At 65.0% G+C, this 22,982-nt stretch carries 17 protein-coding genes and 1 tRNA gene; 9 read left to right on the forward strand and 9 right to left on the reverse strand.

Going from position 1 to position 22,982, the window contains the following annotated elements; all coding sequences use genetic code 11:
* Window positions 1–121 precede the first annotated feature (121 nt).
* Entirely contained in the window at window positions 122–754 is a 633-nt protein-coding gene (locus tag CSQ95_RS11395; protein ID WP_070310322.1) for a response regulator transcription factor, read from the forward strand.
* Here the strand turns inward: CSQ95_RS11395 and CSQ95_RS11400 are convergent.
* Window positions 728–3,802 carry a sensor histidine kinase gene (locus CSQ95_RS11400; protein ID WP_099409600.1) on the reverse strand — a complete coding sequence of 1,025 codons (3,075 nt, stop codon included), beginning with the start codon at window positions 3,800–3,802 and terminating at the stop codon, window positions 728–730. The two genes, CSQ95_RS11395 and CSQ95_RS11400, sit on opposite strands and share 27 nt — an antisense overlap.
* Before the next feature lie 8 nt (window positions 3,803–3,810).
* Complete coding sequence (locus CSQ95_RS11405) at window positions 3,811–4,509, reverse strand: YoaK family protein (protein ID WP_099409720.1); 699 nt, start codon at window positions 4,507–4,509, stop codon at window positions 3,811–3,813.
* A gap of 244 nt (window positions 4,510–4,753) precedes the next feature.
* On the opposite strand from CSQ95_RS11405, the gene CSQ95_RS11410 reads away from it, so the two are divergent.
* The 3 genes from CSQ95_RS11410 (at window position 4,754) to CSQ95_RS11420 (ending at window position 8,086) form a co-directional block, all read left to right on the forward strand.
* Window positions 4,754–6,628: an amidohydrolase gene (locus tag CSQ95_RS11410; protein ID WP_099409601.1), complete on the forward strand. Its 1,875-nt coding sequence runs from the start codon at window positions 4,754–4,756 to the stop codon at window positions 6,626–6,628.
* Between the two features lie 148 nt (window positions 6,629–6,776).
* Window positions 6,777–7,598, forward strand: coding sequence for an AraC family transcriptional regulator (locus CSQ95_RS11415; protein ID WP_099409602.1), 822 nt, complete (start codon window positions 6,777–6,779; stop codon window positions 7,596–7,598).
* Between the two features lie 77 nt (window positions 7,599–7,675).
* Window positions 7,676–8,086 carry a cupin domain-containing protein gene (locus tag CSQ95_RS11420; protein WP_070310315.1) on the forward strand — a complete coding sequence of 137 codons (411 nt, stop codon included), beginning with the start codon at window positions 7,676–7,678 and terminating at the stop codon, window positions 8,084–8,086.
* A gap of 74 nt (window positions 8,087–8,160) precedes the next feature.
* On the opposite strand, the gene CSQ95_RS11425 is transcribed toward CSQ95_RS11420, so the two are convergent.
* The 3 genes from CSQ95_RS11425 to pepN form a co-directional block, all read right to left on the reverse strand.
* Window positions 8,161–8,236: transfer RNA gene (locus CSQ95_RS11425), tRNA-Thr, on the reverse strand.
* 117 nt (window positions 8,237–8,353) lie between these two features.
* Complete coding sequence (locus CSQ95_RS11430) at window positions 8,354–9,355, reverse strand: class 1 fructose-bisphosphatase (RefSeq protein ID WP_099409603.1); 1,002 nt, start codon at window positions 9,353–9,355, stop codon at window positions 8,354–8,356.
* A 140-nt stretch (window positions 9,356–9,495) separates the two neighbouring features.
* Window positions 9,496–12,156, reverse strand: coding sequence for an aminopeptidase N (gene pepN, locus CSQ95_RS11435; protein WP_099409604.1), 2,661 nt, complete (start codon window positions 12,154–12,156; stop codon window positions 9,496–9,498).
* A 198-nt stretch (window positions 12,157–12,354) separates the two neighbouring features.
* Between pepN and CSQ95_RS11440 the strand changes: the two genes are divergently transcribed.
* Window positions 12,355–12,984, forward strand: a complete 630-nt coding sequence (locus tag CSQ95_RS11440) for a DUF4136 domain-containing protein (protein ID WP_070310311.1) — start codon at window positions 12,355–12,357, stop codon at window positions 12,982–12,984.
* A gap of 187 nt (window positions 12,985–13,171) precedes the next feature.
* Here the strand turns inward: CSQ95_RS11440 and CSQ95_RS11445 are convergent, their stop codons facing one another.
* The 4 genes from CSQ95_RS11445 to CSQ95_RS11460 form a co-directional block, all read right to left on the reverse strand.
* Window positions 13,172–14,101 carry a quinone oxidoreductase gene (locus CSQ95_RS11445; RefSeq protein ID WP_070224409.1) on the reverse strand — a complete coding sequence of 310 codons (930 nt, stop codon included), beginning with the start codon at window positions 14,099–14,101 and terminating at the stop codon, window positions 13,172–13,174.
* Between the two features lie 93 nt (window positions 14,102–14,194).
* On the reverse strand, window positions 14,195–14,584 hold the full coding sequence (locus CSQ95_RS11450; RefSeq protein WP_070287924.1) for a methylglyoxal synthase: 390 nt from the start codon (window positions 14,582–14,584) through the stop codon (window positions 14,195–14,197).
* Between the two features lie 29 nt (window positions 14,585–14,613).
* Window positions 14,614–15,534 carry a DMT family transporter gene (locus CSQ95_RS11455; RefSeq protein ID WP_099409605.1) on the reverse strand — a complete coding sequence of 307 codons (921 nt, stop codon included), beginning with the start codon at window positions 15,532–15,534 and terminating at the stop codon, window positions 14,614–14,616.
* Window positions 15,535–15,718: 184 nt separating this feature from the next.
* Window positions 15,719–18,202, reverse strand: a complete 2,484-nt coding sequence (locus tag CSQ95_RS11460) for an alkaline phosphatase (RefSeq protein WP_257218026.1) — start codon at window positions 18,200–18,202, stop codon at window positions 15,719–15,721.
* Between the two features lie 143 nt (window positions 18,203–18,345).
* Between CSQ95_RS11460 and CSQ95_RS11465 the strand changes: the two genes are divergently transcribed.
* The 4 genes from CSQ95_RS11465 (at window position 18,346) to CSQ95_RS11480 (ending at window position 22,959) form a co-directional block, all read left to right on the forward strand.
* Window positions 18,346–19,071 carry a YebC/PmpR family DNA-binding transcriptional regulator gene (locus CSQ95_RS11465; protein WP_070224399.1) on the forward strand — a complete coding sequence of 242 codons (726 nt, stop codon included), beginning with the start codon at window positions 18,346–18,348 and terminating at the stop codon, window positions 19,069–19,071.
* Between the two features lie 69 nt (window positions 19,072–19,140).
* A complete protein-coding gene (gene purD / locus CSQ95_RS11470; RefSeq protein WP_099409607.1) occupies window positions 19,141–20,409 on the forward strand; it encodes a phosphoribosylamine--glycine ligase in 1,269 nt (422 codons plus the stop codon).
* Between the two features lie 113 nt (window positions 20,410–20,522).
* Complete coding sequence (locus tag CSQ95_RS11475; protein WP_143449948.1) at window positions 20,523–21,338, forward strand: hypothetical protein; 816 nt, start codon at window positions 20,523–20,525, stop codon at window positions 21,336–21,338.
* Between the two features lie 70 nt (window positions 21,339–21,408).
* Window positions 21,409–22,959 (forward strand): class I SAM-dependent methyltransferase, encoded by a 1,551-nt coding sequence (locus CSQ95_RS11480; RefSeq protein ID WP_180279035.1) that lies wholly within the window; start codon window positions 21,409–21,411, stop codon window positions 22,957–22,959.
* Window positions 22,960–22,982 lie beyond the last annotated feature (23 nt).

Consider the following 22,982-nt stretch of genomic DNA (forward strand, 5'->3'; position numbering starts at 1 on the left):
AAATATAGGCTCCCCCCGAGCAATCCCCCTCTGCAGGCTGGCAGGCGCTGCGGTAAAATACCTTTTGCTTACCATCTTCCGACGACTCTTGATCGATCACTCCTCTTTGCCAGGCAACATCATGCGCAGCGATACGGCACCGATACGCGTGCTCATCGCCGACGACCACCAATTGCTGCTCGACGGCATCGCGGCCCTGCTGCGTGCCTTTCCCGGCGTGGCGCTGGTGGGCCAGGCCACCGATGGCCAGCAGGCGGTGCAGCAATTTGACGCGCTGCAGCCCGATGTCACGCTGATGGATTTGCAGATGCCGCGCATGAGCGGCCTTGACGCCATCGGCGCCATCCGCGCGCGCCATCCGCAGGCGCGCATCATCGTGCTGACCACCTACAAGGGCGATACGCAGGTGCTGCGCGCCATCCGCGCGGGCGCGTGCGGCTATGTGCTGAAAAGCGCGCTGCGCCACGAGTTGCTGGCGGCGATACAGAACGTGCACGCGGGGCGGCGCCACATCACGCCCGAGATCGAGGCGGAGCTGGCCCTGTATGCCTGCAGCGACGTGCTGTCGAACCGCGAACTGGACGTGCTCAAGCAGGTCGCGCAAGGCAATTCCAACCGCGAAACGGGCGCCCTGCTGCAGATCAAGGAAGAAACCGTCAAAGCGCACATGAGCACCATCCTGGCCAAGCTGGGTGCCAGGGACCGCACCCACGCCGTCACCATCGCGCTACGGCGCGGCATCCTCGACGCCTGAACGGCGCCAGCGCTGCCACCAGCGTCGCAAGGGCCCGTGCGCCGCCGGCCAGGCGCGCCGCGCCGGCACCCGCAGGCGCCACTGCGTGCCGCCGCCGTCGCGCCCGCCCACGGACAGGCGCGCACCGAGCCTGGCGGCGCGCTCGCGCATGCCGGGCATGCCCCAGTGTCCGGGAATCTGCCCGTTCGCCGCGACCACCGGCGGCAAGCCCTGGCCATCGTCGCGCACGGCCAGTTCGATGCCGCCGCGCGCATAGCGCACCGCCACCTCGACCACTTGCGCGCGCGCATGCTGGAAGGCATTGCGCAGAGCTTCGCTGGCGATGCGGTAGATTTCGTGCGCGGCGCGCGCATGCAGCATGCGCGCCTCGCCTTCCTCCGCATAGCGGAACACGATGCCGTGCTGCGCCGCCAGCCGCTCGCCTTCGCGCCGCAGGATGGCGCTCCAGCGCGCGCCGGCGTCGTCGCCGGCGCGCAAGTCGTGCACATGGTCGCGCCCCTCGCCCAGCATGCGGTCGGCGTCGTCGAGCGCGCGCAGCATGGCGGCGCGCGCGGGATCATCCTCGGCGATGGCCATGCTGGCATTGTGAAAGTGCAGGATCATCGCCTGCGTGCCCTGCAGCAGGGTATCGTGCAGCTCGCGCGCGATGCGTTCGCGCTCGGCCTGCTGCGCCTCCATCCGCACCCGCAGGCGCGCGGCGTGCTGGCGCAGCCGCCAGCGGTAGGCGCCGTACGCGGCGGCCAGCAGCAGCGCCGCGCACAGGCTGCGGAACCACCAGGTCTGGTAAAAGGCGGGCAGCACGCGGAACGGCAGTTGCGCCACAGCGCTGTCCACGCCGTCGCCATTCGCCGCGATTACTTCGAAGCGGTAGCTGCCCGGCCCCAGGCCCGTGTACTGCGCCAGGCGCCGCCCGCCCGCCTGCTGCCACTGCGTATCGTAGCCGTCGAGCCGGTAGCGGAACTGCAAACGCTCCGGCGTGCCCAGACTGGCGGCGTTGTAATGAAATTGCACGTCGCGCGTGCCGGCCGCCAGCTGTAGGCCGGCGCTTGCGGCCGAATCGACGCGCCGGCCGTCTGCCAGCAGCGCGCCGATTTCCACACGTGGCGCCGGCAAGGAAGCAAGCGCCTGGCGCGGATCGATCCAGAACGTCGCGCTCTGGCGCGAAAACCATATCTTGCCATCGTCCGCTTCGGCCACCGAGCGGTTGTGCAGCATGCTGATGCTGCCGTTCAAGCCATCGACGGCGTCGTACGAGGTGGCGCGCATGGCATGGGCGGCGTCGCGCAGCGCCAGTTCCACTTCCCCGGCGGAGATGTGCGCGGCGCCGCTGCCGTGATTGAGCCACAGGCTGCCGTCGCGCGCGCGCAGCAGGCCCACCACGCCCTCGGTTGCGCTGGCCGGCTCGCTGCGCAGGACGACGAAGCGGCCGCCGCGCCACAGCGCCACGCCACGCTGCCCGCCCGCCCACACCTGCCCGTGGTATTCGATCAGCATGGGAATCTTGCCCAGGTCCAGGCCCTGCGCGGGACCGAAGGTGTGCAGCCGCCCCCGTTCCAGCATGGCGACGCTGCCATCGGCATACGACAGCCACAGGCACCCGGCCGCGTCGGCCAGCAGCGCCAGCGGAACTTTCGCGCCGCCATCGGGCAACAGCGGTTCGCGCCGCCAGGCCCCGTCGCGGTACTGGAAAACGCCGGCGCCGCTGAACACGCCCCAGATGCTGCCATCGGGTGCGAGCACGCCGGCGCGCATGCGCTTGACCGCGGCCGCGCCCGATGGATAGGCGATCGTGCGCAGCACGCGGCCATCCTCGCCAGCCAGCTGCTGCAGGCCGGCGCGTGTCGCCACCCACAGGCCGCCCGGCGCTGCCAGGATGGCGCTGACGGGCCCCAGGCGCGGCGCGCGCAGCACCGTGCCGTCGGCCCGCGCCAGCAGCAGCGCCCCCAGGACGTCATCGCGCGACAGCCACATCGCGCCTGACGGCCCGGCCAGCATTTCCTGGGTATGGAACACTTCGGCCACATCGGGCGCGGCACGCGTGCGCAGGACCACGGGCGCGGTCTGGCGGAAACGGTCCAGGCCGCCGTACGTGGAAACCCAGACATTGCCTTCATTGTCGTCGCACATGGAGCCGACGAGGACATTGCTCAAGCCATCGCGCGGCAGGAACGATTCCGTGTCGCTGCTGATGCCCAGCTGCCCCGGCGCCAGCGCGCCGGCGCTGCGCGTGCGGTGCAAGCCGTACTGGCTGTCGAACCACAAGGTGCCCGCGCGGTCGACCAGCATGCTGCCGCTGGTGCCGCTCGTATCGCGGTAAATCCACCGATGATCGAGCTGCTCGTAGCGTTCCAGCGACTCGATGATGCGGATGCCGCGCATCTCCAGCAAGTAAATGCGGCCATCCGGTCCCTGCTGCGGCGGCGCGCGCAGGTCGAGCCGGCCGATGGGCGGCGCGAAGCGCGACTGCGTCGCCTGCCATATGAACAGGCCTTTTTCACTGAACACGGCGATGCGGCCATCGCGGTCGGCAAACACGGCGGACGCCTTTTGCGCCGTGTAGCCCTGCGCCGGTCCCATCGCCTGCCAGCGCCGGCCATCGAAGCGCGAAATGCCGGACACGCCGGCCGCCCACACGGCGCCGTCGCCGCCGATGGCAAAGCCCCAGATGGCGCCCGCCTGCACGCCCTGGGGCTCGGCATAATTGCGCACCACCCCATCCTTGACGTGGCTGATGCCGCCCACTTGCCAGCCTATCCACATGCCGCCGTCGGCGGCGCGCTTGAGCGCCAGAGCCACCGTGTCGGGAAAGCTGCCCTGGCGCGCGCGCACGGGCTCGAAGCGCAAGCCGTCGAAACGGCGCACGCCCGCATGCGTGCCCAGCCACAGGAAACCGTCATGGCCCTGTGCCATGACGATGATGTCGTCGGGCGCGCCGTCGCTGGCCGTCCAGCGCGTGTGCTGCAGCTGATGGATGCCGCGCGCGGCATCGATGGCCAGCCCGCAAGGACTGGCCAGCATGAACATCAGCCACAGCAGGAAGGCGCGCATGGCGGCCGTCAGGACACGGGCACGGCTGTCCGTCCGCTACGCTGCTCCACCACGATCAGGCCGCCCAGCAGCACCAGCGGCACGGCCAGCGCCGCGAAACCGAAGACCAGGTAGCCAAAGCCGGCAGCGATGGCGCCCAGCGCAAAGGCCAGCAGCGGCCAGAAGAACTTCCCGCAGCGCGCGCGCGTGCCCCCGTCGGCCGCGCCGCGCAGCACGTCGACGGTGTCGAGCACGATCTGCGTCACGTTCCCCGTCATCATGGAGGTGGGCGCCAGATGCGCCAGCAGCAGACGGCTGGTGGCGCTATGCACGCCCATGGCGGCCGTGCCCAGCAAGCCGGCGAGCATCGCCAGCGTGCCCACTTCCTTGCCGACCGGCTCGGCCAGCACGCCGAACACCATGAAACCGGCCAGCAAGATCCATTGCAGCAGGAAGGCCAAGGTCAGCGCCGGACCGCCGCGGTGCTCGATGGCCAGCACCATCAGGCGCGTGACGACGATGCCGGCGATAAAGGCGGGAAAGGCGAGGATTTTCAGCAGGATGGGGATACGCGTCGGTTCGGCCAGCGCGGCGCCGATCAGCACGAAGTTGCCCGTGACATGGGCGGTGAACAGGCCGAACAGGGCGATGAAGCCCAGCGTATCGACATACCCGGCCAAAAAGCCCAGGCTGGTGCCGTATAAACGGCTGTGTGGTGCTTGATCCATGAGGACTCCCTGCGATGCGGTAAACCGCGATAAAAAATGCATCCGGACGCATGCCCAGCCGCTACTGCCGGCATGGTAATCCATGTCGCGCGCCGCCGCACCCGCCCTTAGACCAGTCGGCGCGCCGCCATACCTGCCATACCTGATCTTTTGGCCCGTGTCCGCTCCCGGGCCCTGGGCTACACTGACCGCAGATCCTAGCCGCGCCCCGGCCTCCCCCGCATTGCCACCATGGAGCCGCATCATGACCGAACCGACCCTTTCCTCCGCCGCGCCGCTGATACTGATCAACGGCTGCTTCCACACCGTCGACAAGTCGTGCCCGCAGGCGAGCGCCGTGGCCATCGCCGACGGCAAATTCCTCGCTGTCGGCGATGCCGACGACGTCATGCGCCACCGCAAGCCGGACAGCCGCGTGATCGATCTGGGCGGCCGCACCGTCATTCCCGGCCTGAACGACTCGCACCTGCACCTGATCCGCGGCGGCTTGAACTACAACCTGGAACTGCGCTGGGAAGGCGTGCCCTCGCTGGCCGACGCCCTGCGCATGCTCAAGGATCAGGCCTTGCGCACGCCGAACCCGCAATGGGTGCGCGTGGTCGGCGGCTGGAACGAATTCCAGTTCGCCGAAAAGCGCATGCCCACCCTCGATGAGATCAACGCGGCCGCGCCCGACACCCCCGTCTTCATCCTGCACCTGTACGACCGCGCCTTGCTGAACCGCGCGGCCCTGCGCGTGGTCGGCTACGATAAAAATACGCCGAACCCGCCGGGCGGCGAGATCGTGCGCGATGCATCGGGCAACCCGACGGGCATGCTGATCGCGCGGCCGAACGCGATGATACTGTATGCGACCCTGGCCAAGGGCCCGACCTTGCCGCGCGAACTGCAAGTCAATTCCACGCGCCAGTTCATGCGCGAACTCAATCGCCTGGGCATCACCAGCGCCATCGACGCGGGCGGCGGCTTCCAGAATTATCCGGAAGACTACGCGGTCGTCGACGAGCTGGCGCAAAAGGAGCAGCTGACCATCCGCATCGCCTACAACCTGTTCACGCAAAACAAGGGCCGCGAACTGGAGGATTTTGAAAAATGGACGGAGATGGTCACGCCGGGCCAGGGCGACGATTACTACCGCCATAACGGCGCCGGCGAAATGCTGGTGTTTTCCGCCGCCGACTTCGAGGATTTCCTCGAGCCGCGTCCCGAGCTGGCGGCCGGCATGGAGGATGAGCTGGAAAAGGTGGTGCGCCACCTGGTCGAGCAGCGCTGGCCGTTCCGCCTGCATGCCACCTATGACGAATCGATCGGCCGCATGCTCGACGTGTTTGAAAAGGTCAACCGCGACATCCCGTTCGACGGCCTGCACTGGATGTTCGACCACTGCGAAACCATCACGCCGAAAAACATCGACCGGGTCAGGGCGCTGGGCGGCGGCATCGCCATCCAGCACCGCATGGCCTTCCAGGGCGAATACTTTGTCGACCGCTACGGCGCGGAAGCGGCCAAGGCCACGCCGCCGATCGCCCGCATGCTGGCCTCGGGCGTGCCCGTGGGCGGCGGCACGGACGCCACCCGGGTCGCCAGCTACAACCCGTGGACGGCGCTGTACTGGCTGGTATCGGGCCGCACCGTGGGCGGCTTGCGCCTGTACGACGCGGGCAGCCGTTTGTCGCGCGACACGGCGCTGGAACTGTGGACGGCGGGCAGCGCCTGGTTCTCCAGCGAGCAAGGCAAGAAGGGCCGCATCCAGGAAGGCATGCTGGCCGACCTGGCCGTGCTGAGCGCGGATTTTTTCAGCATCGATGAAGAGGCGATCAAGTCGATCGAATCGGTGCTCACCATCGTCGGCGGCAAGATCGTCTACGGCCAGGCGGAATTTGCCAATCTGGCGCCGCCAGCCATCCCCGTGCTGCCCGACTGGTCGCCCGTGAAAAACGTGGCCGGCCACTACCGCGCCGCGCCGCCGCAAAAGACCAGCGCCATGCAACAGCACCAGTGCCAGGGCGCCTGCGGCGTGCACGCCCACGCCCACGACGTAGCGCGCAAGAGTTCCGTGCCCGTCTCCAGCCATTCCGGCTTCTGGGGCGCGCTGGGGTGCAGCTGCTTTGCGTTTTGAGGCGCGGGTGCAGCGACTGCCCTTGCTGACGGGCGCGGCGCCGGGGATCAGGCATCATTTCTGATTCGGCGGTTTTCGTGGACAGCCCCGCGTGCGGCGGGTACAGTCAGCAATCGGCAACCAGGGCGGGCATCCACGGACAAACATCATGAAGCGAGCATCAGCGCCAGCGCGCAGCGACTGGGTCAAGTGCGCCGAACCGGTACAAGGGGTCGAACGCATCGAGGCATGGTTCAAGGGCAAGGCCTATGCCATGCACCGCCACGACACTTACGCCATCGGCCGCACGCTGGCGGGCGTGCAGCGTTTCAGCTACCGCCGCGGCCAGCGCGACAGCCTGCCCGGCAATACCATGATCCTGCATCCCGACGAGGCGCACGATGGCCAGGCGGGCACCGACGCCGGCTTCCGCTACCGCATGCTGTATATCGAACCGGCGCTGTTCCAGGATGTGCTGGGCGGACGCGCGCTGCCCTTCATTGAAGGCGGCGTGTCGACCGATCCCCGCCTGGCGGCCGCCACGTCCGCCTTGCTGCCGCACGACGGCCGTCCGCTCGAAGCGCTGGAGCAGAGCGAGGCGCTGGCCGAGCTGGCCCATGCGCTGGCGGCGGCGGCCGGCACACCGGCGCAGCGTCCAAAAGGCGACTTCCTGGCGGCGCGGCGCGCGCGCGACTACTTGCAGGCGCACTGCACCCACGCCGTCACCCTGGCGGAACTTGAAGCGGCAACGGGACGCGACCGCTGGAGCCTGTCGCACGACTTTCGCGTCTTCTACGGCACCAGCCCGTACCGCTATCTGACGATGCGGCGCCTGGAGATGGTGCGGCGCCTGATGCTGGCAGGCAGCACGCTCGCCTCGGCCGCCATGGCCGCGGGCTTTGCCGACCAGAGCCACATGACGCGACATTTCCTGAAGACCCATGGACTGACGCCTGGCCGCTGGCTACGCTACGCCAGCGGCCAAGGCTGAAAACACCCACGATCGTTCAATACGGCCGGCAGGCGCCTGCGTATTCTGGCTGTATCGCCACTTGAACGGAGCACAGCATGACTATCACCACCACCACGCGCGGCCAGGGCCGGTCCATCGACCTGGCAGGCAAGGTCTCCCTGTTAGAGGGGCACTGGCAGCCGCGCGTCATCGCCGAAATGAATGACTACCAATTCAAGGTCGTCAAGGTACTGGGCCAATTCCAATGGCACCGGCACGCCGATACGGATGAAACCTTTATCGTGCTGGACGGCGAATTGCGCATCGCCCTGCGCGGCCCTGGCTACGCGGAAGGACACGCCATCGTGCTCACTGCCGGCCAGATGGCCGTGGTGCCCAAGGGTGTCGAACATAAACCGTGCGCCCTCGCCGAAACCAGGCTGCTGCTGATCGAGCCGCGCGGCGTGGTCAACACGGGCGACGGCGACGCGGGCGAGCGCACTGTGGAGAACGATCAGTGGATTTGAAGCAGGAAAGATAACAGTGACAAAAACAAAAAACCCGCTGACTTTTGCAAGTCAGCGGGCTTTCTGATGAAACCTGGTGCCGTTGGCCGGAATCGAACTGGCGACCTTCACATTACGAATGTGCTGCTCTACCAACTGAGCTACAACGGCGAAGACCCACATTCTACAAACAATGCACAAAATTTGCTAGTGTCAACGCGAACTTTTTTGCATTTTTTTTAGCAGCCCGGCTGCGGGCCGCTGAAAATCGTGGAAAAGTGCGGATTTTTACTCGGCGTGATACGCGGTGACGCGGGCCACTTCATCCTTCGAGCCGAGGAAGACGGGCACGCGCTGGTGCAGCTTGTGCGGGGCGATGTCCATGATGCGCTGCTGGCCGTCGGTGGCTGCGCCGCCGGCTTGCTCGACGATGAAGGCCATCGGGTTCGCTTCGTACATCAGGCGCAGCTTGCCCGGCATCGAGATGTCGCGCAGATCGGCCGGGTACATGAAGATGCCGCCGCGGTTCAGGATGCGGTGCACGTCGGCCACCATCGAAGCGATCCAGCGCATGTTGAAATTGGTGCCGCGCGGGCCCGTGTCGCCGGCCAGCAGTTCGTCGACATAGCGCTTCACGGGCGGATGCCAGTGGCGCGCGTTCGACATATTGATGGCGAATTCCTTCGTCGTCGGCGGAATCTGCATATTGCTTTGCGTGAGCACCCACGACCCCATCTCGCGGTCCAGGGTGAAGCAATTCACGCCATTGCCGAAGGTCAGCACCAGCATGGTTTGCGGGCCGTACACGGCGTAGCCGGCCGCCACTTGCTTGCTGCCCGCCTGCATGAAATCCTGCTCGGTCGGCTGACCCATGCCGTCCGGCGCCTTCAGCACGGAGAAGATGGTGCCGATCGAGACGTTGACGTCGATGTTCGACGAGCCGTCCAATGGGTCGAACAGCAGCATGTATTCGCCCTTCGGATAGCGGTTCGGGATCGGGTGGATCGATTCCATTTCTTCCGACGCCATGGCCGCCAGGTGGCCGCCCCATTCATTCGCTTCGAGCAAAATCTCGTTGGAGATGATGTCGAGTTTTTTCTGTACTTCGCCCTGCACGTTTTCCGTGTCGGCCGTGCCCAGCACTTCACCGAGGGCGCCCTTGCCGACGGCGTGGCTGATGGTTTTGCAGGCGCGCGCGACGACTTCGATCAGCAGGCGCAGTTCGGCCGGAATGCTGTTGTTCGAGCGCTGCTCTTCAACCAGGTATTGCGTAAGACTGATGCGTTTCATGAAACCCCTTCGTTAGTTTTAAATACGTCTCGTTCGGTACCTGTCGGCTTACGCGCCCCTGGCGCTAAGCCGACCTACAAATAATGAATCCCGTTGCATACGTAGGTCGGATTAGCCCGCAGGGCGTCATCCAACAGCCGTCAATTTGCCAATGCCTTGGAAACGACTTCCATCACGTCGTTCGACAAACTGGCCTGGCCGGCGACTTGCTCCAGCGCCGTGCGCATGTGGTTTTGCAGCGCCGGCACGTAACGGCGCCAGCGGTCCATGGAGCGCGCCAGGCGCGCGGCCACTTGCGGGTTCAGGGCGTCGAGCGCGATGACCTGCTCGGCCCAGAAGGCGTAGCCGCTGCCGTCAGACGCATGGAATTGCGATGGATTGCCGTTGGTGAAATTGAAGATCAGGCTGCGCGCGCGGTTCGGATTTTTCAAGGTGAAGGCCGGATGCGTCATCAACTGGCGCACGGCTTGCACGTCGGTCGTCGGCGCGGCCGCCTGCATGGCGAACCACTTGTCGACCACCAGCGCTTCGTTCTCGAAGTCGGTATAGAAGCTGGTCAAGGCCGCCTGCGCATGCGGCTGCGAGCCGGAATGAATCAGCGCCGCCAGCGCCGCGGCGCGGTCCGTCATGTTGCCGGCATTGTCGAACTGCAGCCGCGCCAAGTCCAGCTCCGCCGCTTTGGGCTCGATCAGCAAGTACGACAGGGCCAGGTTTTTCAGCGCGCGCTTGCCGGCCGACAGGGCGTCGGGGCTGTAGTCGCCCGGCGTCTGGTTGGCGTGGTATTGCGCCAGCAATTCAGGTTTCAGGGCTGCCGCGATGGTGCGGCGCATGAACTGGCGCGCCGCATGGATCGCCTGCGGGTCGACTTGCGCCATGCGCTCGGCGATGATGGTTTCCGACGGCAGGATCAGGGCCAGCTCGCGGAAGGCGGGATCGAGGGTGTCGTCGGCCAGCAAGGCGCGCTGCGCTGCGATGAAGGTGTCGTCCAGCGCCAGGGTCTCGCCGGCAGCGACGGCGGCGGTCAGTTTCAGCAGGCGCTCCATGGCCAGGCGCTGGCCCGCTTCCCAGCGGTTTACGGGATCGCTGTCGTGACGGAACAGGTGCAGCAGCTCCGCGTCGGTATAGCCGTATTCCAGCACCACGGGCGCGGAAAAATCGCGCAGCAGCGATGGCACGGGTTCTTCCGTCACATGCGTGAAGCGGAACGTCTGCGACGCCTGCGTCAATTCCAGCACGACGCTGGCAGCGCCGTTCGACGCCACGCCATCCACGTGCAGCGGCAGGTCGCCGCCATCGGCAGCCAGCAAGCCGACGGTGACGGGAATGTGGAAAGGCAGTTTTTTCGGCTGGCCCGGCGTGGCGGGGCAGCTTTGCGCCAGGGTCAGCTCGAACGTCCGGCTGGCGGCGTCGTAGCGCGTGGAAGCGGTGACGACGGGCGTGCCGGCCTGGCTGTACCAGCGTTCGAACTGGCTGAAGTCGCGGCCATTCGCGTCCGCCATGGCGGCGCGGAAGTCGTCGCACTGCACGGCCTGGCCATCGTGGCGTTCGAAATACAGGTCCATGCCCTTGCGGAAACCGTCGCGGCCCACCAGGGTCTGGTACATGCGCACCACTTCGGCGCCCTTCTCGTAAATGGTGACCGTATAAAAGTTATTGATCTCGACGAAAGAGTCGGGACGCACGGGATGGGCCATCGGGCCCGCATCTTCGGGGAACTGCGCCTGGCGCAGGGTGCGCACCTGGTCGATGCGCGTGACGGCGCGGCCCGTGTCCGTGCCGATCATGTCGGCCGAGAATTCCTGGTCGCGGAACACGGTCAAGCCTTCTTTCAGCGACAGCTGGAACCAGTCGCGGCACGTCACGCGGTTGCCGGTCCAGTTATGGAAGTACTCGTGGCCCACCACCGCTTCGATGCCCGCGTAATCGACGTCGGTCGCCACGCGCGGATTGGCCAGCACGTACTTGGTGTTGAAGATATTCAGGCCCTTGTTTTCCATGGCGCCCATGTTGAAGTCGCCCACGGCGACGATCATGAAGCGATCGAGGTCCAGCTCCAGGCCGAAGCGTTCCTCGTCCCAGCGGATCGAGTTTTTCAGCGACTGCATGGCATAGTCGGTTTTATCGAGGTTGCCCTCTTCCACCCACACCTGCAGCAGCACTTCGCGGCCGGACTGGAGCTTGTAGCGCTCTTCCTGGCACACCAGGCGCGCGGCGACCAGGGCGAACAGGTAGGACGGCTTCTTGAACGGGTCTTCCCACTTGGCGTAATGGCGGCCATCGCCCAAGTCGCCCTCTTCGATCAGGTTGCCATTCGACAACAGGACCGGATAGCGTTCCTTGTCGGCGCGCAGCATGACCGTGTACTTGGCCATCACGTCCGGGCGGTCCGGGAAGAAGGTGATGCGGCGGAAGCCTTCCGCTTCGCACTGCGTGAAGAAATTATGGTTCGACACGTACAGGCCGGATAGCGAGGTATTGTCCTGCGGCGCCAGCACGGTCTCGATATCGAGCGTAACATCGTCCGGCGCCTTGGGGATGGTCAGCATGCCGGCCGTCAGCTTGTATTGCGACGGTTTCAGCTGCTTGCCGTTCAGGCGCACCATCACCAGCTCGATGTGTTCGCCATGCAATTCGATGCTGCGGCTGGTGCTGGTGCTGGCAGGGTTGTGGCGCATGCGGATCCGGCTCGCCACCACTGTGCGGGCGGGATCAAGATCGAAACCAAGTTCGACGCTGTCGACCAGGAAGCTGGGCGGCGTGTAATCTTTGCGGTAAATCGTCTGAGGGCTGTCTGTGCGCATAGGGATTTGGGTGGGAGCGGAGGCAAAAGCCTATTTTACCAACACCAGCCCCCGATGGTCGCGATTCAGCTCAGGAATGTTGGATTCCCTTACACGCCGACATACCAGGTAACATTCTGTAATAATGAATAGAAACAAATAGAACTATTCTTATAATACTAAGCGATGAATTGCGTCTACTAATCAGGAGGTCATGCAATGAAACGATATCTCACCATCATGATGGCCGCATTGACCGTGTTGCTGACCGGATGCGCCACCACCATACGCAGCGATGTGACCGTCTTCCATGAGTGGCCTGCGCAATTGCAGGACAAATCGTATGCGTTTGAAACGCCAGATGCCGAAAATGACACGCTGGAATACCGCAGCTACCAGAACCTGGTGCGCGCGGAACTGGCCAAGCACGGCTTCGGCGAGGCTTCCGGCCCTGCGGCAGCCAATTTGCGCGTGGCAATGCATTTTTCCACCGTCGACTATCCTGAGCGCGTGCTGCAAGCCACCGACCCATTCTGGTATGGTCCTGGCTACTGGCCTGGCCGCTACGGCTACCGCTACGGCGCATGGCCAGGCTATGGCCGCTTCGGCTACAACCCCTACTGGTATGGCCCGATGGATATCGAGGAAAGCGTGCGCCACAAATACGAACGCGAATTGCGCATCACGATCAATGACCGCAACGGCAAGAAACTCTACGACGTGACCGTGCAATCGACCAGCAACAAGCGCGCCACCTCGCAAGTGATGCCAGCCATGGTAGCAAGCGCCTTTGCCGACTTCCCCGGCCAGAGCGGCGTGCCACGCAAAGTCGAAGTGAAAATAGAATAATTTCGTGGCAAGACAAAAAAACCGGCTGGTGCAGCGATGCGCCAGCCGGTTTTTTCATGCCTGTTTTATGCCTATGCGTAATACGCCTCGGCGGCAAAGGTGAGCGCGCCGATCAGCGCCACGGCCAATAACAGCACGATCAGCAGGCGGCCGAATTTCGGCGCGCCGTCTCTTTCGCTGCCGCCGCTCATGGCACGATGATGGTCGAACCGGTCGTCTTGCGCCCTTCCAGGTCCGTGTGCGCCTGGGCGATATTGGCCAGGCTGTAGCGCTGATTGATCTCGATCTGCACTTCGCCGCTGCTGACGACGCCGAACAGCGAAGTGGCCATCTCTTCCAGGTTGGCGCGGTTCGAGGCATAGCTGAACAGGGCCGGGCGCGTGATGAAGAGCGAACCGCGCGAGGCCAGTTCGCTGAGCGTAAATGCCGGCACGGGACCGGAGGCGTTGCCGAAGCTGACCATCATGCCCAGCGGCGCCAGGCAGTCGAGCGAGCCCGTAAACGTATCCTTGCCGATGGAATCGTAGACCACGGAGACGCCCTTGCCGCCCGTGATCTCGCGCACGCGCTCGACGAAGTTTTCCGTGTTGTAGTTGATGACGTGGGCCGCGCCGTGCGCCTTGGCCAGCGCCGCCTTTTCATCGGAACCGGCCGTGCCGATCAGGTTCACGCCCAGCACCTTCGCCCATTGGCAGGCGATCAGGCCCACGCCGCCCGCGGCCGCGTGGAACAGGACGGTATCGCCCGCCTTCAGCGCCACCGTGCGGTGGAACAGGTATTGCACCGTCAAGCCTTGCAGCATCATGGCGGCGGCCGTATCGAAACCGATGCGCTCGGGCAGCACCAGCAGCAGGGCCGCCGGCAGGTTGCGCTGCTGCGCGTACGCGCCATTGATGCGCGCCGCATAGGCCACCCGGTCGCCGACCTTCACTTCCGTGACGCCCTCGCCCACCGCCTCGACGATGCCCGCGCCTTCGACGCCGAGGCCATTGGGCAGCGGCTGCGGATACAAGCCCGTGCGGAAATATACGTCGATGAAATTGAGGCCGATGGCCTCGTGTTTCACGCGCGCCTCGCCGGGGCCGGGCGGCGGCAGTTCCACGTCCACGTATTCCATCACTTCCGGGCCGCCCACGCGCTGTACGCGGATGGCTTTGGTGGTAATCGTTGCGCTCACAATATGCTCCTTGAAGAAGAATCGGGAAAAACGTCAGGCGGCCGCGCTGGCCCGCGCCTGCAGTTGCGACAGCACCAGGTGCGCCGACGACAGATTCGTTGCGCACGCCACGTTGTGCACGTCGCAGGCGCGCACCAGGGCGTTGATGTCCGGCTCGTGCGGCTGCGGCGTCATCGGGTCGCGCAGGAAAATCACGCAATCGATCAAGCCTTCCACCAGCAGCGAGCCGATCTGCAAGTCGCCGCCGAACGGGCCGGAATGCTTGCGCTCGACGGCCAGGCCCAGCTCGTTGATCAGGCGGCCGCCCGTCGTGCCCGTGGCCGACAGTTCGCAGCCCTGCAAAAAGTCCAGGTATTCGCCCGCCAGGGTAATCATGTCATCTTTTTTCTTGTCGTGGGCAATCAGGGCGATGCGTGTTTTCATGGTGCGGACCATTTCAGTGAGTGAAGGAATTATTTCTTTTTCGACAGCAAGTAAATACCGGCCAATACCAGGCTGGTGCCAGCCAGTTGCCAGTTGGTGATCGGTTCGTCGAGGATCATGGCGCCCAGGAACAGGGTCGACACGGGGCCGATCATGCCCGCCTGCGAGGCGACGGGCGCGCCGATGCGCTCGACGGCGATCATCGTCATGAAGACAGGCATCACCGTGCAAAAGATGCCATTGAGCAAAGACAAGCCATACACGGGCATGGGCTGGATCAGCAATTCGACGGGGCGCAAAATGAAAAACTGGGCGATGCAGGCAAAGCTGGCCACGCACATCGCGTAGCTGACCAGGCGCATCGAGCCGATACGTTTCACCAGCTCACCCGAACCCAGCAGATACACGGCATACGAGCAGGCGGAGCCCAGCACGAGAGTCGAACCGAGCGCCACATTGCTGGCGCCGCCCTGCAAGTCGTGCACGAACACCAGCACGATGCCGCAATACGAGGTGAGCAAGGCCAGCCACTGCAAGCGGCTGATGCGCTGCTTGAAGTACACGGTGGTAATCAGGAGCACGAAGGTGGGCGTGAGAAACAGGATCAGACGCTCCAGCCCCACGGAAATGTATTGCAGGCCCAGGAAGTCCAGATAGCTGGACAGGTAATAGCCGACCAGGCCCAGCCCGACGAGGCGCCAGCGGTCGCTGATCGACAGCGGCGGCTCCGTGCGCATCTTCCACCAGGCGATGACGGCGAACACGGGCAGCGAGAAGATCATCCTGAAGGCGATCAGGGTGACGGCGTCGATCTGGTAGCGGTACAGCAGCTTGGCGACGATGGCCTTGGTGGAAAACAGCACCGCCCCGCCCACGGCGATGGCCAGGCCACCGAGGTAGACGGAACGGGGAATAGATGGAGGGTTTGCTTGCGGGGAACTGGAGCTCATGCCCAGATTGTAAGGCAAAAGCCAAAGACGGCGTGGGTGGGGCGTAGGTCGGGCGTAGGTCGGGCGTAGGTCGGGTTAGCCCAAAGGGCGTAACCCGACACCACCGCAACGTAACCCGCCCCCCATCCCCGCCAACCATGTTGTCGGATTAGCGCGGCATGGCCGCGCTAATCCGACCTACCCTTTACGCCACCACCACCGCCGCCGCGCCTGCCGTCACTGTCGCCGTCGTCACGCGTGCAATCACGTTCGACGGCGCCGCCGTGCCGATCAGTTTATTCACCTGCTTGAACTGCGCCACCAGCTTGCCTGGCGTCAAGGTGACCACCGTGTAGCCCTGCGCATCCGTATTCAGGAGCTTGATCCACGGATTGTTGCCCAGGCCGGACAATTGCTGCGCCAGGCCCAGCAGGGTCGCGCTGAAGTCAGTGCTCGCTTTCAAGCCAGCCTGCACGGCAGCGACCGTCGCATCGAGCTGGGCTTCCGGCACGCCCTTGGCGGCCAGCGCGCCGCGCAGCTGCACGCGCAATTGCTCCAGCAGGCTGTCGACGGTGGGCGCCGTCTTGCCCATGGTGTAGTCGAGCAGGTTGACGTCGAGGTTGACCGTGCCCAGGCCCGTGACGGGAATGGCCAAAGGATAACTGACGAGAGTGCCGATGTCGCCCATGGCGCCGGCGGCCGACTTCAGATAGCTGAAGAAGGAATCCGAGCTGACGCCGGCCGACACGAGGTCCACCATGACGGGCGTGCCGCCGCCGGCCGCGTCGAAATCGTCGCTGACCGTGCCGGCAAAAAACGAGTGGATATCGCCGGTAATGGCCACCACATTGCCGATGGCGTTGCTTTTCAGGTGCGCCATCAAATTCTTGCGCTCGCTGTTGTAGCCATCCCACTGGTCGCAATTGAGCAGGAAGCGCGTGAAGAACGGCGCCAGCGCCGCTTGCTGGCCCGACGCAGCGACGAAGCTGGAGGCGGCGCCCTTGGCCTGCACGTCGGGCTTGATCCAGCCGAAGGCAATCACTTGCGCGGCGGCCGCAGGCGTGGCGCTGTTGTAGGCGGCCACCGTGATGCCGGCCTGGGCCGCGCTCAAACCGGCGCCCACGGCAGCGGCGCCCTGCGCGCCGGCGTTGGCTGCCGCGCTGGCAATGGCCATGGCCGCCGCCTGCGCCACGGACTGCGATGCACCTGCCGTCGAGGCGGCGACGATGCTTGAGGCCAGCGGCACGCTGCCGCCCACTAGCGGCAAGGTGCTGGCGATGGCTTGGCCCACGTTCGACATCGCACTCAGGGCCAGCAAAGTGGCAATCGCATCCGTGCCATTCAAGCCCATGCGCAGCAGGGACACTTCATTGCCCCACAGCTTCCAGGTCGAGGTGGCCGCCTTCATCTTGCTTTTCCACCAGTCGCGCTGGGTGCTGCCCAGCATGGCAACAAAGGTCAGCGGGTCGGCGCCAGCCTTGGCGGCGGCCGCCATTTTCTGCCCTTCCACGCTGTCGAACAGCGCTTGTGGCACCAGGTAGCGGCTGCCGATGCTGCCCAGCGGCTTGCCCGTGGCGGGGTTGATCGTCGATTCGGCGATCGCATGGTCGGCGCGGTACAGGCGCTCGTCCGTCATCACCAGCTGCATCAGTTTGCCGAACTGGAAATCGCGGTAGATCTGGATGTTCTGAAACGTTGTCGCGGCGGCATCGAACGTGACGTCGGCCGGCATGTATTCGAACCATGCCTGGTTGGCGCTGCGGCGGCGGGCCGGCTGGTGCAGATCGCTGCCATCAAGCGCCACGATGCCTTCGTAGGTGGAGGCATCCTGCCAGGCGTCGTCCGTGAATTCATGGTCGTCCCAGATGGCGATGAAGGCAAAGCGCTCGTGCACGGCTTGCAGGCGCGTATCGGTGCGGTATTTCTTGTACAGGTAGCGGTAATCGGCCACCGTGGTCGCGTATTTCGCGCCGGAGGTGCCGCTTTTATACGTGCCGTCGGGCAATTTCAGCTGGTCGTGGCGGCTTTCCACGGCGCCGCTCTGGAAGGCTTCGCCCACCGTTTCATAGATGTAATCGCCCAGGTGGACGATGAAATCGAGCGATTCGTTGGCGGCGATGTGCGACAGCGCGCCCCAATGGTTGATGCTCCAGTCCTGGCACGTCAGGTAGGCGAACTGCAGCTGCGACACGTCGCTGGTCGCGGCGGGCGCCGTCTTGAAACGGCCCACGTTGGAGCGCACGTCGCCGGCGATGAACTGGTAAAAATACACCTGGCCCGGCTGCAGGCCCGTCACCTTGTGGCGCAGGGTATTGTCGAAATCGGCTTTCAGGGGCAGCTTGGCGTCGACGATGGGCGTGCCGGCCAGGGCCGTATTGCCGCCCAGGGCGGCCGTATTGTCGCTGGCGCTGACGATCAGGCGCACGGCCACGTCCGACTTGCCTGCCACGGCGGGCGCGACGGCGTCGAAACTGGCGGGCACGACGCGCGTCCACAGCATGGCGCTATCCGGACGCGGGTCGCCCGAGGCCACGCTTTGGGGGAATTTCCAGTCGCTGCCCGACGCCAGCGGCACGCCAGGATCGCTGTGATCGGTGCTGCCGCAGGCGGCAAGGCCGACGGTGGCCACGGAAACCGTAATAAAGCCGCCCAATTTCAGAAATTGCCGCCTGTCCATTTGACTTGCCATGATGTCGCGCCCTCGATATGGTGAAAGCGCGTCACTTTAGCAACAGATTGTGTCATCCTGATGACGGAGCCATGCCGCTTCGCAGGGGGCCGATATGCTAAAATGTCGGCCACAATTGAACACCCGTCTAAGGAAGATTCGACATGGCAGGACATAGCAAATGGGCCAATATCAAGCATAAAAAGGCTGCCACCGATGCCAAGCGCGGCAAAATCTGGACGCGCCTGATCAAGGAAATCACGGTCGCGGCCCGCATGGGCGGCGCCGACGCCATCACCAATCCGCGCCTGCGCCTGGCCGTCGACAAGGCGGCTGACGCCAATATGCCGAAAGACAACGTCCAGCGCGCGATCAACCGCGGCAGCGGCGGCGTCGATGGCGCCAACTACGAAGAAGTGCGCTACGAAGGCTACGGCGTGGGCGGCGCGGCCGTCATCGTCGAATGCATGACCGACAACAAGGTCCGCACGGTGGCCGAGGTACGCAACGCCTTCAACAAGAACGGCGGCAACATGGGCAATGAAGGCTCCGTTGCCTTCATGTTCCAGCACTGCGGCCAGTTGCTGTTCGCGCCGGGCACCGATGAAGACAAGCTGATGGAAGCGGCCCTGGAAGCGGGTGCCGACGACGTCATCGCCGATGAAGAAGGCGGCTTCGAAGTGGTCACGCCCGTGCACGATTTCGCCGCCGTCAAGGAAGCGCTGGAAGCGGCCGGCTTCAAGGCCGAAGTGGCCGAAGTCATCATGAAGCCGGCGACGGAAACCGTCTACGCGGGCGACGACGCCGTCAAGATGCAAAAACTGATCGATGCGCTGGAACTGCTGGACGACGTCCAGGAAGTCTTTACGAATGCCTTGATCGAAAACTAAGCAAAAATATGCTGTACACCTCAAGGGCGGCACCGCCGCCCTGCAACCCACACTGAACGAACGGTCCCTATGAAAATTCTGGTAGTCGGCTCTGGCGGCCGCGAACACGCCCTGGCCTGGAAACTGGCCCAGTCCGAACGCATACAGATGGTGTATGTCGCGCCGGGCAACGGCGGCACCGCGCGCGATGCGCGCCTGGTCAATCTCGACATCAGCGACCCGCAATTGCTGGCCGACTTCGTTCAGCAGGAACACATCGGCCTGACCGTCGTCGGCCCGGAAGTGCCGCTGGCGGCCGGCATCGTCAACCTGTTCCGCTCGCGCGGCCTGAAAATCTTCGGCCCGACCAAGGAAGCGGCACAGCTGGAGTCGTCGAAAGACTTCGCCAAGGCCTTCATGCAGCGCCACGGCATCCCGACGGCCGCCTACCAGACGTTTTCCGACGTCGCTCCCGCGCATGCCTACGTCGACGCCATGGGCGCGCCGATCGTCATCAAGGCCGACGGCCTGGCCGCCGGCAAGGGCGTCGTCGTCGCCATGACCCTGGAAGAAGCGCACCAGGCGGTCGACATGATGCTGTCCGATAACCAGTTCGGCGACGCCGGCGCGCGCATCGTCATCGAGGAATTCCTCGCCGGCGAAGAAGCGAGCTTCATCGTCATGTGCGACGGCAAGAACATCCTGCCGCTGGCCACCAGCCAGGATCACAAGCGCCTGAAGGATCACGACCAGGGCCCGAACACGGGCGGCATGGGCGCGTATTCGCCAGCGCCGATCGTCACGCCGGCCATGCATGCGCGCGTCATGCGCGAAATCATCAATCCGACCATCCAGGGCATGGCCAAGGATGGCATCACGTTCACGGGCTTCCTGTATGCGGGACTGATGATCGACGACAAGGGCACGCCGAAGACGCTGGAATTCAACTGCCGCATGGGCGACCCGGAAACGCAACCCATCATGGCGCGCCTGAAGACCGACCTGGTCACCGTCATGGAGCACGCCGTCAACGGTACGCTGGACGCCGTGGAACTGGAATGGGACCGCCGCACGGCCGTTGGCGTCGTCATGGCCGCCGCCGGCTATCCGGACGATCCCGTCAAGGGCACACCGATCGGCGACATCCCGACCGAAACGCCGGACGCCGTCACCTTCCATGCGGGCACCCGCATCGACGGCGAACGCCTGGTCACCAACGGCGGGCGCGTGCTGTGCGTGGTGGGCCTGGGCGACAGCATCAAGATGGCGCAGAAGCAGGCATATGAAACCGTGGAAAAAATCCATTTCGACGGCGCGCAGTACCGCCGCGACATCGGCTGGCGCGGCCTGAAGCACTAAGCACCCAGCACGCCGCTTTGCGGCAAACGGCGGGGCCGGCGCGGAAGTCATCCGCCCCGGCCCCGTTCATATTGGCGCGCCGGGAAAACCGGCGTTGCGCTAAGATGCAGCCCATGTCCAGCCCCAGCCAACTCCACCCCGCCCTCGCCCAGGTGCGCCAGCTCGGCCTGATCACGGACGATGAACTCGACGACGCCATCGCCGAACTGGACATTATCGAACTGCAACGCAGCCATAACGAAGAAGAGGATATCGACGTGCCGGAGCTGGCCGCTGACGCGGGGCTGGTCGACACCCTGGCATGGCTGCTGCTCACGGACCTGCTGCCGCAGCACGGCTTCCTGCAGCGGGTGCGCGACCTGCCGCGCCAGCATGACGGCGCGGCCCTGCTCGAGCGCCAGCAATTGGCCGCCGACGCGCTGCGGCAAGTCAACCTCCAGGCCATCGACACCCTGTACGACGAAGACCTGATCGACCAGTGGCAGCGCGACGCCGCGCACGCCAGCTTGCCCGCGGACCGCCTGCTCGCCTCGCCGGTTGCCGCCCTGTGCGACATGCTCCGGCAAGGCACCTTGTCCGCGCCCCAATTTGAAGCGCTGCGCCTGCGCGCCCGCCAGCGCGGCTCGGAACTGGCCGTCATCATCATCGACGCCGCCGCGCGCCAGACCCGCCGCGAGCTGCCCGCCCATGCGCGCCCGGGAACGTGGGTGAAGGCCGCGCTGATACTGCTGGTACTGGCCTTTGCGGCCAGCGCCATGATCAGCAAGCAAGTGCTCACTCCCGCCGCCGCCACCGCTGAGCAGGGCACCGAACGGCATGACCTGCAGCAGCGCGCCGCGCAGGCCGTGGAAAGTGCGCGCCTGCCCGGCGCCGGACCGGACCTGTCCGTCACCGTGGAGCAGGACGGCGCCGCGCCGCCGGCGCGCTGAACCACGGCGCACTTCCCGCGCCGGCGGTGATGATGGCATACTGCCGTTTTGCCACCAATGCGGGGAAACCATGGCCTGGAATGAAGGATACGTGTCGGATATCGAGTACACCAACGGTTTTTACAGCGACCTGAGTCCGCATCACCTCAATTTCAGCTGCATCCTCAACGGCATCGAACCGGTCCCCCTGGATCAACCCTACACCTACTTTGAACTGGGCTTCGGGCGCGGCCAGACGCTCAACGTGCTGGCCGCGGCCACCCCTAACGGCCGGTTCTACGGCAACGATTTCAATCCGGCCCATGTCGCCGGCGCACGCGCCCTGGCGGCAAAGGCACAGTTGGGCAATCTGACCCTGCTGGAAAACAGCTTTGAAGAATTGGCGCAGGGCCGCGTGGCCGATCTGCCGCAGTTCGACTTCATTACCCTGCATGGCATCTACACCTGGGTCAACCGGGAGAACCGCCAGCACATCGTCGACTTCATCGCGCGCTACCTGAAACCGGGCGGCATCGTTTCGCTCAGCTATAACGCCATGCCGGGATGGAGTTCCGCCCTGCCGCTGCAACGCCTGCTGCTGGAGTTTGCCGCCAGCTTCCCCGGCCGCAGCGACATGCAAATGCAGGCTGGCATCGCCTATGTGCAACAGTTGCAGAATCTGCAGGCTGGCTACATCGCGGACAATCCCGCACTCGCGCCGCGCCTCAATGCGCTCATCAACAGCGATCCCCATTACAGCGTGCATGAGTATCTGAACCAGGACTGGGAACCGCTGTACCACGCCGACGTGATGCGCGATGTGGCGCGCGCCAAGCTCGATTTTGCCGGCTCCGCCGACCTGCCTTTGGCCTTTCCCGAGCTGTACCTGAACGCCGACCAGCAAGCCACCATCGACTTGCTGCCCGATGCGGCCAGGCGCGAAACGATGAAGGATTATTTTCTCAATACCAGCTTCCGCAAGGACGTGCTGGTACGGGGCGCGCGCCGCATGGGGGCCGTGCGCCAGGCCGAATGTTACGCCGACGTGCACCTGGCCATGCTGGTACCGCGCGCAAAAATGACCTTTACCTTCCAGACCAAGGCGGGCGTCGTGACAGGCAACGAGCAGGTCTACGGCGCCGTCTGCGACGCGCTGGCCAACGGCCCGCATAGCCTGGCCGAACTGGCCGCACTGCCCTCCTTGCCCGGACAGAGCGTGCAAAGCCTGGCGGAGGTGGCGGCCATGCTCGTCACCGGCGGCCAGGTCGTGATGTATTTCCCGAGTCAGGCGCACGCCGACAGCGGCGACGCAGCCGCGCGCCGCCTGAACCAGACCGTCGGCGCGCAGCTGCGCTACGGCGACGACTACCGCATCCTGTGCTCGCCATTGACAGGCAGCGGTATCGATACGGAATTCATCGACCGGCTGCTGTTTTCGCTGCTGACCCAGGAGCGGGAGCAGCCGGACCTGGCCACCCTGCAGGCGCAGGCGGCCACCGCCATGGCGCGCTGCGGGCGCCGCCTGCTCAAGGATGGCGCTGCATGCGCCGACGAGGCGGCGCACCAGCAGTTGCTCAACGCGGCCATCGAGGAATTCATGCGGGACACGCTGCCCGTGCTGCAGCAATTGCGCGTGCTGTAGAAGGCGCTGGCCGCGGACGGTGC

Source organism: Janthinobacterium sp. BJB304, from assembly GCF_002735765.1.
Taxonomy (GTDB): Bacteria; Pseudomonadota; Gammaproteobacteria; order Burkholderiales; family Burkholderiaceae_D; genus Janthinobacterium.

Excerpts from the sequence above, each read along its gene's own strand:
- CSQ95_RS11395 (WP_070310322.1), top strand. The coding sequence starts at position 122 with ATGCGCAGCGATACGGCACCGATACGCGTGCTCATCGCCGACGACCAC.
- CSQ95_RS11400 (WP_099409600.1), bottom strand. The coding sequence starts at position 3,802 with ATGCGCGCCTTCCTGCTGTGGCTGATGTTCATGCTGGCCAGTCCTTGC.
- CSQ95_RS11405 (WP_099409720.1), bottom strand. The coding sequence starts at position 4,509 with ATGGATCAAGCACCACACAGCCGTTTATACGGCACCAGCCTGGGCTTT.
- CSQ95_RS11410 (WP_099409601.1), top strand. The coding sequence starts at position 4,754 with ATGACCGAACCGACCCTTTCCTCCGCCGCGCCGCTGATACTGATCAAC.
- CSQ95_RS11415 (WP_099409602.1), top strand. The coding sequence starts at position 6,777 with ATGAAGCGAGCATCAGCGCCAGCGCGCAGCGACTGGGTCAAGTGCGCC.
- CSQ95_RS11420 (WP_070310315.1), top strand. The coding sequence starts at position 7,676 with ATGACTATCACCACCACCACGCGCGGCCAGGGCCGGTCCATCGACCTG.
- CSQ95_RS11430 (WP_099409603.1), bottom strand. The coding sequence starts at position 9,355 with ATGAAACGCATCAGTCTTACGCAATACCTGGTTGAAGAGCAGCGCTCG.
- pepN (WP_099409604.1), bottom strand. The coding sequence starts at position 12,156 with ATGCGCACAGACAGCCCTCAGACGATTTACCGCAAAGATTACACGCCG.
- CSQ95_RS11440 (WP_070310311.1), top strand. The coding sequence starts at position 12,355 with ATGAAACGATATCTCACCATCATGATGGCCGCATTGACCGTGTTGCTG.
- CSQ95_RS11445 (WP_070224409.1), bottom strand. The coding sequence starts at position 14,101 with ATGGAATACGTGGACGTGGAACTGCCGCCGCCCGGCCCCGGCGAGGCG.
- CSQ95_RS11450 (WP_070287924.1), bottom strand. The coding sequence starts at position 14,584 with ATGAAAACACGCATCGCCCTGATTGCCCACGACAAGAAAAAAGATGAC.
- CSQ95_RS11455 (WP_099409605.1), bottom strand. The coding sequence starts at position 15,534 with ATGAGCTCCAGTTCCCCGCAAGCAAACCCTCCATCTATTCCCCGTTCC.
- CSQ95_RS11460 (WP_257218026.1), bottom strand. The coding sequence starts at position 18,202 with ATGGCAAGTCAAATGGACAGGCGGCAATTTCTGAAATTGGGCGGCTTT.
- CSQ95_RS11465 (WP_070224399.1), top strand. The coding sequence starts at position 18,346 with ATGGCAGGACATAGCAAATGGGCCAATATCAAGCATAAAAAGGCTGCC.
- purD (WP_099409607.1), top strand. The coding sequence starts at position 19,141 with ATGAAAATTCTGGTAGTCGGCTCTGGCGGCCGCGAACACGCCCTGGCC.
- CSQ95_RS11475 (WP_143449948.1), top strand. The coding sequence starts at position 20,523 with ATGTCCAGCCCCAGCCAACTCCACCCCGCCCTCGCCCAGGTGCGCCAG.
- CSQ95_RS11480 (WP_180279035.1), top strand. The coding sequence starts at position 21,409 with ATGGCCTGGAATGAAGGATACGTGTCGGATATCGAGTACACCAACGGT.